The following is a 13,779-nucleotide window of genomic DNA, read 5'->3' as shown; positions in this document are numbered from 1 at the left end:
AATACTACATTAAATTTGAAATCCTTGCACGCGAAAGATTAATCAGCCGCCGCTGGCGGCGCGCCGGGATGGCGGCAGGTTGCGTGCGATCACGCGTAGCATTTCATCGACATCGATAGGCTTGGCGATGAAGTCATCCATGCCGCAGGCGATGCACTGTTCGCGCTCGGAGGCCATGACACCGGCAGTCATGGCCAATACCGGCAGGCGCAAACCGAGTTCGGCGCGGATCTTGGCGGTAGCCTCAAAGCCGTCCATTTCAGGCATTTGCACATCCATCAGCACCAGATCGTAGCGATGTGCCTCGGTGCGCAGATGGTCGACGGCGGCACGGCCGTTGTCAACCGCCTCGATCAGCGCGCCAGCGTGCGTCAGCATGGTGCTGGCGACCAGCTGGTTGACCGGATTGTCTTCCACCAGCAGGATGCGGATGCCGTCGAGGCGCTGGCCGGTTTCCGCCTCGGCGGCCGGCAGCGTGTCGCGCGCATTGTTCAGCGCCTGTTGCAGCGTTTCCGCCAGCCGCGTGACCGTCACCGGTTTCAGCAGCACCGCATCGGGCGTGTGCGCGCCATCGGCGTGCAGCAGCTTGCCCTGGCCGAAGACGCTGATCATCAGTATCAGCGGCGTCTTGGCGATGGCTTCATCCGCGCGGATGGCCTGCATGGTGGCCAGGCCGCATAGCACCGGCATATCCCAGTCCACCAGCACGCCGTCATAACGCGCACCTGGACGGCGCAGCAAGGCCAGGGCCTGCGCGCCGGTGCCGGCGCTGTCGCAGCGCCAGCCGCGTGCGCGTATGCTGCGGCACAGGTAGTCCGCGCTGGCGCCGTCATCATCCACCACCAGGAAGTGCTGTACCGTGCCCACGCGCTCAGGCGCCACGCCGGCTTGCAGCGGCAGCGTGGCGATGAATTCGCTGCCCGCGCCTGGCTTGCTGCGCACCTCGATGACGCCGCCCATCAGTGCGGCGATGCGGCGCGAGATCGCCAGTCCCAGCCCGGTGCCGCCGAAGCGGCGCGTCATCGATGCATCGGCCTGGGAGAAGGGCGCAAACAGCTGCGCAACGCGTTCGGGCGCGATGCCGATGCCGCTGTCACGCACTGTGAAGCGCAACGTGGCCGGCGCTTCCGCCAGTTCCACCAGCACCGAGACCGAGCCTTTCTCGGTGAATTTGATGGCGTTGCCAACCAGGTTGACCAGCACCTGTTGCAGGCGGTGGCCATCGCCAAGCAGCGACTGCGGCACGTCCGGCTCGACACCGATCGCCAGTTCCAGATCCTTTTCACCGGCGTTGACGGTCATGATGTTGGCAATGGCTTCCAGCACGGACGAGAGCTGGAACGGCGCCGGTGCCAGTTCCATGCGTCCCGCTTCGATCTTGGAGAAGTCCAGCACGTCGTTGAGGATGCTGAGCAGCGAATTGCCGGACGAACGTATCATCTCCACATACTTCAACTGCTCCTGCGACAAGGTGGTATTGCCCAGCAAGTGCGTCATGCCCAGCACCGCGTTCAGCGGCGTGCGGATCTCGTGGCTCATGTTGGCCACAAATTCGCTCTTGGCGCGGCTGGCCGCTTCCGCCTGGTCGCGTGCCGCGATCAGCGAGCTTTCCGACTTGCGCAACGCGCCTGTCATCTGCCGGGCCAGCGCAGTGGCGTAGGCCTGGCGTGCCGTCAGCGCGCGCACCACGGCAAAGAACAGCAGGCTGATGATCACGCCGGCCAGCAGCACGATGTGGGATTTCTGCCGGTCGATGGAGTCCTCGAAGGCCGGCTGCGAAGCAAAGCGCAAGGTCCATTGATGGTGCAGCAGTTCCAGCGGCAGCACGCGCTGGTAGGGATTGGGATATTGCTGCGGATCGGCTGGCGCGCGCTCGCTGGCATACAGCAGCGCGCCAGGCGTGGCGGCCGTGCCGTCGAAAATCTCCAGCCGCACCGTGCGATCGGTGGGGCCCAGCAGATCGCGCATCAGTTCATCGGCGCGTATCGGGCTGTAGGCGAATCCCTGCAAGGCCGCCATGCGCTGGGCGGGCGTGGCGTCCGGCTTCAGGTAGGCTTCCTTGCGGTAGATTGGAAAGTACATCAGGAAGCCTGGCAGACCAGCGTTCTGCTCATCCTGCACCAGCACCACCTTGGCCGTCAGCGCCGGCGCGCCGCTGTACGCGGCCTGTACCAGCGCGGCGCGGCGGGTCGGCTCCGACATCATGTCGTAGCCGAAGGCGCGCAGATTGCGGCCTGAGAAAGGCTCCAGATACATCACTACCACCGACATGCCGGGATCGGCGCCGCCCTGGCGATAGCTCCAGATATGGAAGTCTTCGTAACCCTGGGTGCGGATATCCTTTTCCGCCGCCGCGCGCTGGTCTGCCCGCAGCAGTTTGCCGTAGCCTAGCCCCATCACGCCAGGGAAGTTGCGTTGCAGGTCCATGCCCTCGGCGAAGTCGCGCCACTGGTCGCGGCTGGGGTCTTGCTGCGCCTTGAACAGCGCCTGCGCACCGCGCAAGCCGGATTCGTACAGCGTCATGCGGCGTACGATGCGCTTGGCGATGTCGGCGCATTCGGCCTCGAATTGTTCCTGCGCGCGGCGCTCGGTGCTGGCCGACAGCAGATGCCATACCGCGACCGTCAGCCCGACGCCGATCAGCAGCGTACTCCATTGTGTAGCGCTGTAGCTGACCGCATCATCGCCGGCTCGCTTGCGTTCATTGGCATCGGCACACAGCACCATGGCGATCAGGCTGCATAGCATGATGAAGCTGGCCAGCGCGATCAGCGCGTCATTGAGCGTGCCGACTGCGAATGGTCCTACACCGTGAATGGTGCCAGTTACCGCGCCGATGGCGGCAATCATGCAGACCATGCTGGCGCCACGCAGGCCATGATGGAAAGAAGACCAGGCGATGGCCAGCACGAACAGATAGGGTAGCCAGCCCAGTCCATCGTCGGGCGCGTAGCGGCGGCCGAACACCGCATACGACAGCGCCACCAGCGCCAGTATCGACAACGTCACCTCAACCGCGCCGCGCCAGCTCAGCCGCGGCGGCCGCCGTACGCACCAGACGATGATGGCCGGCCCGACCAGCAGCACGCCAGCGGTGTCGCCGACCCACCAGGTCAGCGCAATCGAAGCCTGGGCCGCAGCCGGGGCCAGTCCGCTAAGCACCAGCGTGGTGCTGCCGATGCCGGCGCTGACCGCACACATGGACATGGCCACCAGCGCGAATTTGTACACATTCTGCTGCTGGCCCATGGGAGCCTTGATATCAAAGTAGCGCCGCACCATCCACACGCCGGCCACTCCCTCCAGCACATTGCCGAAGGCGATCAGCAGCGACGCGAATATCGTGTTGCCATGCAGTGCGACGCCGTTGGCGTAGAAGGTGGTGAGGTTGGCAATCAAGGCTCCCAGAAAGATAGCCGGCCAGGCGCGGTAGCCCATGATCAGCAGCGCTGCGAAGGCAATCCCCGACGGCGGCCATACCGGCGTCGCATTGGTATGCGCGAACGCCAGCAGCAGGCTGGCGTGGGCAGTCATTGCGTAGCACAGCGTGAGCAGCGTGAGCGGCAGAAGCGCGCGCATAGCGGTATTCTACGGTTGTCGACGATGAGCCACTATAACGTAAATATTGTCATAATGGTTTGGCAGATTGGCGCATCGCGGGGTATATTTTGTCATCCTGTTTATAGTGAGTGAACCTTGTCCCTGCCTCCCAGCGATACCTTGATTGTCGCCGTGTCGGTGGTGTGCGCGGCGCTGGCCGGCCTGCTGTCCCTGCTCAGCAACGCTCGTCAGAAAGCCCGGCTTGAAGCGTCGCAGCAGCGCACAGAGGAAAGCCAGCGGCGCGCACGCGTGCTGGCCGACACACTGCCTATCCTGATCGCCTACGTGGACCCCGATCTGCGCTACCGCTTCGCCAATGAGCATTTCCGCACCCAGTTCGGCCTGGAGCCAGAGGCCATGCTGGGCAGGACTGTCAGCGAAGTATTCGGCCCGGCGGCCGATTCGTGGCTGGAAGACTTGCGTGCGGCGCTGGCGGGGCGTCGCTTGCATTTCGAGCGTGACTTCAGCGGCGCTGAAGGCGTGCGCCATTTTCTGGTCGATCTGATACCGGACGTGGCCCCGGATGGCAAGGTGAAAGGCTTCTACCTGACCTCCATGAACATCACGGACCGCAAGAATAACGAGCAGCGCGCGGAGGCGGCCAGCCGCGCCAAGAGCGAGTTCGTGGCCAATATGAGCCACGAGATCCGCACCCCGATGAACGCGGTGCTGGGCGTGGCCTACCTGCTGGAGAATACGCCGCTTAGCCAGGCGCAAAAAGAATATGTGGGCATGATACGTTCATCGGGACAGGTGCTGTTGGGGATATTGAACGACGTGCTGGATTTTTCCAAGATCGAAGCGGGCCGCATGGAGCTGGCGCCGCAGCGCTTTATTCTGGCCGAGGTGCTGGAGGCGCTGTCCAATGTGATGCTACTACCCGCTGACGCGCGCGGCATCAGCCTGGAGATGAGCGCTGGCGATGATGTGCCACCGGTACTGGTCGGCGACGCCATGCGGCTGCGGCAGATTCTGATCAACCTGGTGGGCAACGCGGTCAAGTTCACTGAGCGCGGTGGCGTATCGGTGATGGTGCAGCTGGATGGGGAGGTTCAGGGCGGCGTTGCCTGCGTACGCTTCTCGGTGCGGGATACTGGCATCGGCATGGATCTGGAGCAGCAGAGCCGTTTGTTTGCGGCTTTTAACCAGGCCGACGCATCGACCACGCGGCGCTTCGGCGGTACTGGCCTCGGGCTGGCGATCAGCCGCCGCATGGCGGAATTGATGGGCGGCGGCATCACCGTGCGCAGCATCCCCGGCGACGGCAGCGAATTTGTCGTGACGCTGCCGTTTGTGGTGGCGGATGAAAATGCGCTGCCTGAGCAGCCGCTGTGGCGAGGCAGGGCGGCAGAAAGCTGGATGCCGTCAGCGGCACCGGCGGCTTCGCCAGTCGCGGCCGATGCCGAGGCACCGGTCATCGCGCCTGGCCGCCTGGCTGGCTTGCGCCTGCTGCTGGTGGAAGACCATCCGCTGAACCAGGTGGTGGCTTGCGGCATGCTGGAGCATGCCGGGGCGCAGGTGGAGGTGGTGGAGAATGGCCAACTGGCAGTAGAGCGGCTGCGCGAGCGCGCCGCCGACTACGATATCGTGCTGATGGACGTGCAGATGCCGGTCATGGACGGCTACGAGGCCACGCGCCGCATCCGGCGCGAACTCGGCCTGCAATTGCCGGTGCTGGCGATGACAGCAGGAGTGATGAAGGCCGAACAGGACCAGTGTACTGCCGCTGGCATGGACGACTTCATCGCCAAGCCGGTGGATGCGGAGCAGATGCTGGAGATTATTTCGCGCCACCGGGATGCAATTCGCGCCGCTTAAACGCATTTCATCGCAAGCCGGCACGCGGCCGCCGGCGCATGGCTACAGTGACATCATTCTTCATTCACTGGGAGCCCATGATGTCCAAACTGATCTTAGTCCTGTTGTTCGCCGCTGTCCTGCCAGCCCACGCCGCTGACCTGACCATCCGTGTTGACGGCGTGGCCAATGCCGAAGGCAATATCAAGGTCGCCATTTTCAACTCGGCCGACACCTTCCTCGCCAAGCCGGTGGGCGGCGCCGAAGCACCCGCCCGCGAGGGCAGCGTGCAGATGACTGTCAAGAACCTGCCTGCCGGCGAATACGCGCTGGCGGTGTACCACGACGCCAATAACAACGGCAAAATGGACCGCAATATGATGGGCATGCCGACCGAGGATTACGCGTTCAGCAATAACGCCCTGGGCAAACGCGGTGCGCCGCGCTACGAGGATGCGCGCTTCGCGCTGCCGGAAGCCGGCGCCGCCGCCGTTGTCAACCTGCGCTGAGTGGAGGCCGCCATGAATAGCCGTCGTCAATTCCTCAGCTTCGCCGCCCTGGGCCTGGCCTCCTCATCGGCGCTGGCGGACAGCCTGACCTACCGCAGCTTCCACAATGCGCTGGAACAGAATGCGCGGCTGTCGGTGTATGCCGATCATAGCGGCGGCGACCTGGCTGGCGAGGCCACGGTACTGGGCCGCATGCCTGGCGACCTGAATGGCGTCTTCTACCGCAACGGGCCGGGACGCTTTGAGCTGGGCGGCGAGCGTTACCACCACTGGTTCGATGGTGACGGTTTCGCGCAGCGTTGGCAGATCCGCGATGGCAAGGTAAGCCACCTTGGCCGCTTCGTCGCCAGCCAGAAGTTTGTCGAGGAGAGCAAGGCGGGGCAGTTCCTGTATGACGCCTTCGGCACCCGCGTCGGCCGCAAAGGCTTGAAGAACAGTGACACCGGCAACGTCGCCAATACCAACCTGGTGGCGCTGAACGGTAGTGTGTACGCCTTGTGGGAAGGCGGATCAGCCACCGAACTGGATCCTCAGACGCTGGCCACGCGCGGCATTAAAACCTGGCGCAGCGACTTGAAGGCCATGCCGTTTTCCGCGCATCCGAAGATGGACCCGGACGGCGGCCTGTGGAACTTCGGCACCATGCCGGGCGCGAATCAACTGATTATCTACCGCCTGAACGCGGCCGGCGAAGTGACGCGTACCGCCATGCTGAAGGTGGCGCAGCTGAATATGGTGCATGACTTCGTCGTCAGCGGCCGCCACCTGATCTTCCTGATCGCCCCTTACGATATGCGCGCCGGCGCCGACCCCAGCTTTGCCGACAGCATGCAGTGGGTGGGCGACAAGCGTGCCTTGCGTGCGGTGGTGATTTCCAAGGACACGCTGGCAATCCGCCAGGTGTTCGAACTCCCGGCACGCTCGGTTTTCCACTTCGGGAACGCCTACGAGGACGGCGCTTGTACGCGCTTTGACGCGGTGCTGCATGAAGGCGACGCGCTGCGCAAGGTCGGCCTGCCGATGCATGGCGCAAGCCGCATGGTGTCCGATAATCCGGCGAGCACGGTGCAGATCACGCTGGATTACGCCAGCGGCCAGGCGCGCGAGGCGCGGCTGTTCGGCGTCAGCGAATTCCCGCGCGTGATGCCGCAAGTGATTTCGTCTCGCCATCGCAAGCTGCTGGTGCTGGGCGCCGCTGGCCGCGAACTGATACTGGACAGCGTCAATCTGATCGACACCGACAGTGGCAAGGTGGACGGCTATGCCTTCGGCCCCGGCTGGCAGGTCGAGGAGCATGTGCTGGTGCCGCGTCGCGGCGCGCGTTCGGAAACCGATGGCTATGTCGTTGGCGTGGCGCAGGACACGCGCCGCGCGCAGAGTGTGCTGACGGTGTTTGATGCGCACAACATCAAGGCCGGCCCGGTGGCGTTGGCGCGACTACCTTATCGCGCGCCAGTTTGTTTTCATGGTAACTTTCAAGTATGAGTGAACAAAAAAACATCCCGCCAATGGCGCATCCAATGGAACTGATACCGTTGTTTCGCCGCTGGCAGCCATCGTGGTTCCGCAATGTGCTGTACACCGTCATATGGAGCTGCGCCATGGCCGTGGTGTTTCTGGCCATTGAAATCATGCTGGGCTACCACGAGCCGCTGAGCGGACGCATATGGCCGATGTTGCTGATGTCGAACCTGATCGGCGCCATGATCCACTTCGGCACCTCGATTTTGAATTATCTGCTGAATGGATGGCCGCGCCGCGCGCGGGGTTTGCCGCGCGTGCTGTTCAGCATGGCGTTGATGAGCTTCAGTGTGCTGTTCGGGATCAGCGTGGGGAATCTGATCCTGAAAGGTGTGGACCCGATCAAGGTGCTGACGCACCGGGGTATCCTGGCGCAAGGGCTGATCGTCGCGGCCGTGGTGGCGCTGCTGCTGTACGCAGTGCGCAGCGCCAGCGAGCGGCGCGCTGCGCGGGCGGTGGCGGAGGCAAAGCAGAAGGAATTTGCCGCAGCCAGCGCGCGCATGCTGGCTGAAGCGCGGCTGCGCGCCTTGCAGGCGCAGATCGAGCCGCACTTCCTGTACAACACACTGGCCAATGTGGTCAGCCTGATTGGCCCGCAGCCGGCAAAGGCGCAGCACATGCTGGAGCGCTTCATCGATTATCTGCGCGCCAGCCTGGCTGCCAGCCGTGGCGAAGAGGCGACACTGGCGAGCGAATCCACGCTGATCGCCGCCTATCTGGATGTGCTGGCGGTGCGCATGGGCGAGCGCCTGCGCTACCACATCGATGTGCCGGAGGAACTGCGCCAGTTCCGCTTTGCGCCGATGCTGTTGCAGCCATTGGTGGAGAACGCCATCGCGCATGGCCTGGAGCCGAAAGTGGAGGGCGGCGAAATTACGCTCAGCGCGCGCGTCGAAGGCGAACATGTCGCCATCCGCGTCAGCGATACCGGCGTGGGCCTGAATGAGGCCGCCCCGCGCAAGCCAGGCGGCGGCGTGGGGCTGAGTAATATACGCGAGCGCCTGCGCAGCTTATATGGCGCTGCGGCCAAGGTAGAATTACTGGAAAATCAACCCTGCGGCATGACGGTACGCCTGACGCTGCCTTTGAAAGCGAGTTTGACATCGATACCGTCCGTGCCCTGATCGCAGATGATGAAGCCCATCTGCGCGAATACCTGGAAGGCCAGCTGAAATCCGTCTGGCCGGAATTGCGGGTGGTCGCCCGTGCCGCCAATGGCATTGAGGCGCTGCGCATGATAGATGAGGAAGCGCCTGATGTGGCCTTTCTCGATATCCGCATGCCCGGCCTTACCGGCCTGGATGTCGCCGCCAGACTATTGGACAGCCCCAAGCCGCCGCACATCGTGTTTGTCACTGCTTATGAGCAGTATGCAGTGGACGCGTTTGAGCATTCGGCTGCGGACTATCTGCTGAAACCCGCCAGCCTTGAGCGGCTGGAGCGGACTGCCTCCAAGCTGAAGGCGCGGCTAAAGCCTGCTACCGCCAGCGGTGGCGAGAGTGCGGTGCCGGCAGCGGCATTGCAGGCCTTGCTGGCGCAGTTGGCGGCGGGCGGCGCGGTGGCTGCTGCCGCACCAGCACCGGCGGCTGCCCCGCTGCAATGGATACGCGCCTCGCACGGCGACGAGACGCGGCTGATCCCCATCGACGATGTGATCTACTTCCAGAGCAATGACAAATACACCAGCGTGTTCGTTGCCGATGGCGAGAGCCTGATACGCACGCCGATCAGCAAGCTGCGCGAGCAGCTCGATGAGCAGCGTTTCTGGCAGATACACCGCAGCGTGATCGTCGCGGCACAGTATGTGGCGGGCACCAAGCAGGACTTCCGTGGACGCCTGATGGTGCAGCTGAAAGGCCGCCCGGAACAGCTGGTGGTCAGCCGTAACTACGTTGACCTGTTCCGGGGGATGTAGCGGGGATGCTTACTTGACGACTGGCTTGACCTTGGAGGCGGCCAGCTTGGCGTTGACGCGCGCGGTTTCCACATCGGTGGCAGTCGCCAGCGTCACGCCCATGCGGCGGCGGGCGAACGACTCCGGCTTGCCGAACAGGCGGATATCGGTGTCCGGCACGCGCAGTGCATCGGCCACGCCTTCAAAAGCGATGCCGGCCGCTTCGTGCTGGCCATAGATCACGGCCGACGCGCCCGGCGCTTTCAGCGCCACATTGACCGGCAAGCCGAGGATGGCCTTGGCGTGTAGTTCGAACTCGCTTTGTACCTGGGTCGCCATGGTCACCATGCCGGTATCGTGCGGCCGCGGGCTGACTTCCGAGAACCACACCATATCGTTCTTGACGAATAGCTCCACGCCAAACAGGCCCAGGCCGCCCAGATCGCCGGTCACTTTGCCGGCGATGTCGCGCGCGCGTTCCAGCGCCACCGGGTCCATGCGGCATGGCTGCCACGATTCCACGTAGTCGCCTTGCACCTGCACGTGGCCGATCGGTTCGCAGAACTGCGTCACCACCTGGCCATCCGCACCCAGCGAGCGCACGGTCAGCAGGGTGATTTCGTAGTCGAAGTCGATAAAGCCTTCAACGATTACGCGGCCCGAGTCGACACGGCTGCCGGCGGCGGCGTAATCCCATGCGGCTTTCACGTCGGCGGCGGAATCGACTTTCGACTGGCCCTTGCCCGACGACGACATCACCGGCTTGACCACGCATGGGAAACCGACCGATGCGGCGCCGGCTTCCAGCTCTTCCAGGCTGCTGGCGAAGTGGTAGGGCGAGGTGGCCAGGCCCAGGGTTTCAGCGGCCAGGCGGCGGATACCTTCGCGGTTCATGGTCAGCTGCGCGGCGCGCGCGGTCGGGATGCAGGTGATCTTGCCGGCCGCTTCCAGTTCCGCCAGCTTGTCGGTGGCGATGGCTTCGATTTCCGGCACGATCAGGTCCGGCTTCTCTTGCTCGATCAGCGCGGCCAGTGCGGCGCCGTCGGTCATGTTGATGACGTGGGCGCGATGCGCTACCTGGTGGCCAGGCGCATTCGGATAACGGTCAACGGCGATGACTTCCACGCCCAGGCGCTGCAGCGCGATGATGACTTCCTTGCCAAGTTCACCGGAGCCGAGCAGCATGACTTTGGTGGCGGTTGGGGACAGGGGCGTACCGAGAGTGCGTGGAGTGTTCATGGATGATGAGCTGAGTTAGAAAGAATAAACCAGGGTGACCGACGTTTGCGTATCGGTGTTTTTCTTGTCGGCCGGGACGTTGGTGTCATTGCGCACGTTGAAGGCGGCCTTCATCTGCATGGTGCTGTTGATTTTGGTGCGGACCGCAGTTTCAGCGATCGAATGCGTGTTGTCGGTGCCGCGTTCGACGATCAGGTTCTGACTGAACTGGGCGCTGTCGCTGATCTTCCACTTGAGCAGGGCAGCGCCACGGATGGTGCCGCCGGTTTCCACCGTCTGCACATTGCCTTCGGTGCGCACGCCGCGGAAATAGCCAGGACCGATTTCCACGTCCAGCGTGTGGGTGTCCGACTGGTAGGTCTGGGTGCCGTAACCAATGCCGATGGTCGAATAGCGGGTGTATGCGCCGAAGCGGTCGTCAACGTGGGTGGCCAGCGCAAACAGCTTGCCGTGGTCGTCGTGCAGCAGCTTGTAGCCGGCTTTGGCCGATACCGAGTAACGCTGCGCCGATCGCTCGCGTACTTTTTCACCGTCGTCATTGGTGACTTCTTCGTCCTTGAAATAGCCGGCCAGGATGTATTCATTGCTCCATTTCGCTGTTTCCTGCTTGGCGTCGATCTTGCCGGTTACCGAAGTACCGACCGTGTTGCCAGAGGTGGAAATTGCGCCAAGTTCAGCGGACGTATTCCAGCCGTTGGCGTTGACTGGGTCCAGGGAGTCGGCGGCGGCATAGCCGTGGGCTGCCGCAAGTGCGGAAATGATCAGGACATATTTCATAGGCAGATGGAGCGGCGCCGCGCGGTGGCGCCACATATCGGGATACGGAAAGAAGGCGTTATTGTACCCGACCTGGAGCGTCACCGCCGCACTTTGGGGGTGCGAGGCCGTACAGACGCGGGGCGCCGCAAGGTGAATCATGAAGGCTCTTATCAAAGGGGCATCAGGGGGCATCGATCATGAAATTCATCTTGTGCGCGGCACTGGCCGCGATGGCTGGCGTGGCCGGCGCCACGGTCAATAAATGCGTGGACGCAGATGGCCAGGTGCTGCTGACTGATACCGAATGCCCGCAAGGCAGCCGCAGCGAGCCATATGTCGAGCACGTGCCATTGGCGGCCACCACGCAGATTGCCGCCGCGCCAGCGCCGCGCAGCCGCTGGGCCGACCTGCCCCGGCCAGTCGCGCGCAAGACGGTCAGTACCGATGTCGCTACCTTGCAGGCAGCACGCCAGAGTTTATTGATCCAGGATGAGACGCATCGCCAGCGACGCCTGGCCAGTTCCCGCTGATGTAGTCGTCCAGTCCCGCAGCCAAGGCCGTGTAGACGATGGAGCAGGCAGGGTTGCTGCGCAGGTTTTCGTGCATCGCCAGCCAGGTGTCCAGAGAAATCGTCAGCAGGTCCGGCGCAACGCGGACCAGCTCCGGATCGCGTTCAGCGAGGCGCGTCTGGCAGATGCCGATGCCCAGCCCCGCCCGGATCGAGGCCAGATGTACCAGATCGCTATCGCTGCGCATCGCGTAGGCGCCGGCCGGCAAGTCGCCCAGCAGTGGCTGTAGCTTGCGGGTAAAAGCGTTTTCCTTGTCGATGCCGATCAGGGCATGCCGCGCCAGCTCTTGCCAGGTGCGCGGCATGCCGTTGCGCGCAAGATAGTCGCGGCGTGCGTGCAAGCCTATATCGATATTGCCGATGCGGCGCGCGACCAGCACATCCTGTTCCGGACGCTGCATGCGCACCGCGATATCGGCGTCGCGGCGCAGCAGGTTTTCGATTCGGTTTGAGACGGCCAGTTCGATGGTGATGCGCGGATGGCTGAGGCGCAGCCTGGCCAGTATCGGTGGCAGTACCTCAACGCTGATGACCTCACTGGCGGTGACGCGTACCGTACCTTGTATCTGCTCCTGTTCTCGTCCAACGCCGGAGGCGGCACGTAGCAGGGCGGCCGAGGCGGCTGCCAGCGTTTCAGCGTATGGCCGCAGCGCCATGGCAGCGTCGGTGGCGATGAAGCCCGCTTGCGATCGTGTGAACAGCGATAATCCCAGCGCTTGCTCCAGCGCGTCGATATGCCGGCCCAGCGTGGGCTGCGTCAGACCCAGTGCCCGTGCCGCACCCGATAGCGAGCCTTCCTGCAGCACGGCCAGGAAGGAGCGGTATAAATCCCAGGCAGGTTCATGAGAGGTCATACGAAATTGTATAGCGGGTATGCATGTTTCGGTAATTTTCTTTTACCCCGCGCCAGGCGACACTGCATCCATCGACATTCATCACGGAGAACGGCATGGACAAAGTGGCTTTGGTACTGGGCGCGACCGGCGGCATTGGTGGCGAAGTGGCGCGCTTGCTGGCGGCGCGCGGCTGGCGGGTCAAAGCCTTGCACCGCTCGCCGGCGGGCAAAGGCGAGGGACTTGAATGGCTGGCCGGCGACGCGACGAATCGCGACGACGTGGTCAGCGCGGCGCAGGGCGCGCAGCTGATTGTGCATGCGGTGAATCCGCCGGGCTACCGTGACTGGGGAACGCTGGTGCTGCCGATGCTGGACAACACCATTGCGGCGGCCCGCGCCAGCGGCGCACGGATTCTGCTGCCAGGCACAGTCTACAACTATGGCCCGGAGGTATTTCCCCTTATCGCCGAAGATGCGCCGCAACGGCCGCTGACACGCAAAGGTGCAATACGCGCCGAGATGGAGCGGCGTCTCAAGGACTCGGGCCTGCCGGTATTGATTGTGCGTGCTGGTGATTTCTTTGGCCCCAAGGCTGGCAACAGCTGGTTTGCGCAAGGGCTGATCAAGCCGGGCAAGCCGGTGACAGCGATCAGCAATCCCGGCGCGCCGGGCGTGGGCCACCAGTGGACGTATCTGCCGGATCTGGCGGAAACCATGGTGCAGCTGGTGGAGCGCAGCGCACTGCTGCCGCTGGTCGCCAGCTATGCGATGCAGGGACATTGGGATGCTGACGGTACGCAGATGGCGGCGGCCATCGCCAGGGCGGCTGGCAAGCCCGAATTGCGGGCTGGCGCATTCCCGTGGTGGCTGGCCACACTGGCCGCGCCGTTCGTTACGGTGTTCCGCGAGCTGCGGGAGATGCGCTATCTGTGGCGCCAGCCGGTGCGCTTGTCCAACACGCAGTTGCTGGCGGTGCTGGGCGCCGAGCCGCACACGCCGCTGGACGAGGCAGTGCGCGACACGCTGAAAGGACTGGGTTGCCTGCCCGGCGCCTGAT

Annotated in this window: 11 protein-coding genes; 7 read left to right on the top strand and 4 right to left on the bottom strand. The window is 63.7% G+C overall.

All coding sequences use genetic code 11. The features are described 5' to 3' along the window. Positions 1 to 42: 42 nt before the first annotated feature. Positions 43 to 3,579 carry a CHASE domain-containing protein gene (locus tag KW842_RS03510; protein ID WP_218302679.1) on the bottom strand — a complete coding sequence of 1,179 codons (3,537 nt, stop codon included), beginning with the start codon at positions 3,577 to 3,579 and terminating at the stop codon, positions 43 to 45. A gap of 117 nt (positions 3,580 to 3,696) precedes the next feature. Between KW842_RS03510 and KW842_RS03505 the strand changes: the two genes are divergently transcribed. The 5 genes from KW842_RS03505 (at position 3,697) to KW842_RS03485 (ending at position 9,342) form a co-directional block, all read left to right on the top strand. Then, entirely contained in the window at positions 3,697 to 5,418 is a 1,722-nt protein-coding gene (locus KW842_RS03505; RefSeq protein ID WP_218302678.1) for an ATP-binding protein, read from the top strand. Positions 5,419 to 5,495: 77 nt separating this feature from the next. Then, a complete protein-coding gene (locus KW842_RS03500; RefSeq protein ID WP_218302677.1) occupies positions 5,496 to 5,906 on the top strand; it encodes a DUF2141 domain-containing protein in 411 nt (136 codons plus the stop codon). A gap of 12 nt (positions 5,907 to 5,918) precedes the next feature. Further along, positions 5,919 to 7,391 carry a carotenoid oxygenase family protein gene (locus KW842_RS03495; protein WP_218302676.1) on the top strand — a complete coding sequence of 491 codons (1,473 nt, stop codon included), beginning with the start codon at positions 5,919 to 5,921 and terminating at the stop codon, positions 7,389 to 7,391. Next, positions 7,388 to 8,551 (top strand): sensor histidine kinase, encoded by a 1,164-nt coding sequence (locus tag KW842_RS03490; protein WP_218302675.1) that lies wholly within the window; start codon positions 7,388 to 7,390, stop codon positions 8,549 to 8,551. Before KW842_RS03495 ends, KW842_RS03490 begins: the two co-directional genes overlap by 4 nt. Before the next feature lie 20 nt (positions 8,552 to 8,571). Continuing rightward, positions 8,572 to 9,342: a LytTR family DNA-binding domain-containing protein gene (locus KW842_RS03485; RefSeq protein WP_229223511.1), complete on the top strand. Its 771-nt coding sequence runs from the start codon at positions 8,572 to 8,574 to the stop codon at positions 9,340 to 9,342. A 9-nt stretch (positions 9,343 to 9,351) separates the two neighbouring features. On the opposite strand, the gene purT is transcribed toward KW842_RS03485, so the two are convergent. Both purT and KW842_RS03475 read right to left on the bottom strand, forming a co-directional pair. Further along, the gene (purT, locus tag KW842_RS03480) at positions 9,352 to 10,560 is read right to left on the bottom strand and encodes a formate-dependent phosphoribosylglycinamide formyltransferase (RefSeq protein WP_218302674.1); all 1,209 of its coding nucleotides are present in this window, start codon (positions 10,558 to 10,560) and stop codon (positions 9,352 to 9,354) included. A 15-nt stretch (positions 10,561 to 10,575) separates the two neighbouring features. Further along, complete coding sequence (locus tag KW842_RS03475; protein WP_218302673.1) at positions 10,576 to 11,337, bottom strand: YdiY family protein; 762 nt, start codon at positions 11,335 to 11,337, stop codon at positions 10,576 to 10,578. A gap of 179 nt (positions 11,338 to 11,516) precedes the next feature. On the opposite strand from KW842_RS03475, the gene KW842_RS03470 reads away from it, so the two are divergent. Continuing rightward, entirely contained in the window at positions 11,517 to 11,849 is a 333-nt protein-coding gene (locus KW842_RS03470; RefSeq protein WP_218302672.1) for a DUF4124 domain-containing protein, read from the top strand. On the opposite strand, the gene KW842_RS03465 is transcribed toward KW842_RS03470, so the two are convergent. Further along, complete coding sequence (locus KW842_RS03465) at positions 11,770 to 12,741, bottom strand: LysR family transcriptional regulator (RefSeq protein WP_218302671.1); 972 nt, start codon at positions 12,739 to 12,741, stop codon at positions 11,770 to 11,772. The two genes, KW842_RS03470 and KW842_RS03465, sit on opposite strands and share 80 nt — an antisense overlap. Before the next feature lie 95 nt (positions 12,742 to 12,836). Between KW842_RS03465 and KW842_RS03460 the strand changes: the two genes are divergently transcribed. After that, the gene (locus KW842_RS03460; RefSeq protein ID WP_218302670.1) at positions 12,837 to 13,778 is read left to right on the top strand and encodes an NAD(P)H-binding protein; all 942 of its coding nucleotides are present in this window, start codon (positions 12,837 to 12,839) and stop codon (positions 13,776 to 13,778) included. The last annotated feature ends 1 nt before the right edge of the window (position 13,779 follow it).

Origin of the sequence: Duganella sp. sic0402, assembly GCF_019219065.1 — a bacterium.
GTDB lineage: Bacteria > Pseudomonadota > Gammaproteobacteria > Burkholderiales > Burkholderiaceae_D > Rugamonas.
This window is presented reverse-complemented; position numbering and strand designations above follow the sequence as displayed.

What these genes read in the sequence shown, in the direction of transcription:
- KW842_RS03510 (WP_218302679.1), bottom strand. Translation starts at nt 3,579, where the DNA reads ATGCGCGCGCTTCTGCCGCTCACGCTGCTCACGCTGTGCTACGCAATG.
- KW842_RS03500 (WP_218302677.1), top strand. Translation starts at nt 5,496, where the DNA reads ATGATGTCCAAACTGATCTTAGTCCTGTTGTTCGCCGCTGTCCTGCCA.
- KW842_RS03495 (WP_218302676.1), top strand. Translation starts at nt 5,919, where the DNA reads ATGAATAGCCGTCGTCAATTCCTCAGCTTCGCCGCCCTGGGCCTGGCC.
- KW842_RS03490 (WP_218302675.1), top strand. Translation starts at nt 7,388, where the DNA reads ATGAGTGAACAAAAAAACATCCCGCCAATGGCGCATCCAATGGAACTG.
- purT (WP_218302674.1), bottom strand. Translation starts at nt 10,560, where the DNA reads ATGAACACTCCACGCACTCTCGGTACGCCCCTGTCCCCAACCGCCACC.
- KW842_RS03475 (WP_218302673.1), bottom strand. Translation starts at nt 11,337, where the DNA reads ATGAAATATGTCCTGATCATTTCCGCACTTGCGGCAGCCCACGGCTAT.
- KW842_RS03470 (WP_218302672.1), top strand. Translation starts at nt 11,517, where the DNA reads ATGAAATTCATCTTGTGCGCGGCACTGGCCGCGATGGCTGGCGTGGCC.
- KW842_RS03465 (WP_218302671.1), bottom strand. Translation starts at nt 12,741, where the DNA reads ATGACCTCTCATGAACCTGCCTGGGATTTATACCGCTCCTTCCTGGCC.
- KW842_RS03460 (WP_218302670.1), top strand. Translation starts at nt 12,837, where the DNA reads ATGGACAAAGTGGCTTTGGTACTGGGCGCGACCGGCGGCATTGGTGGC.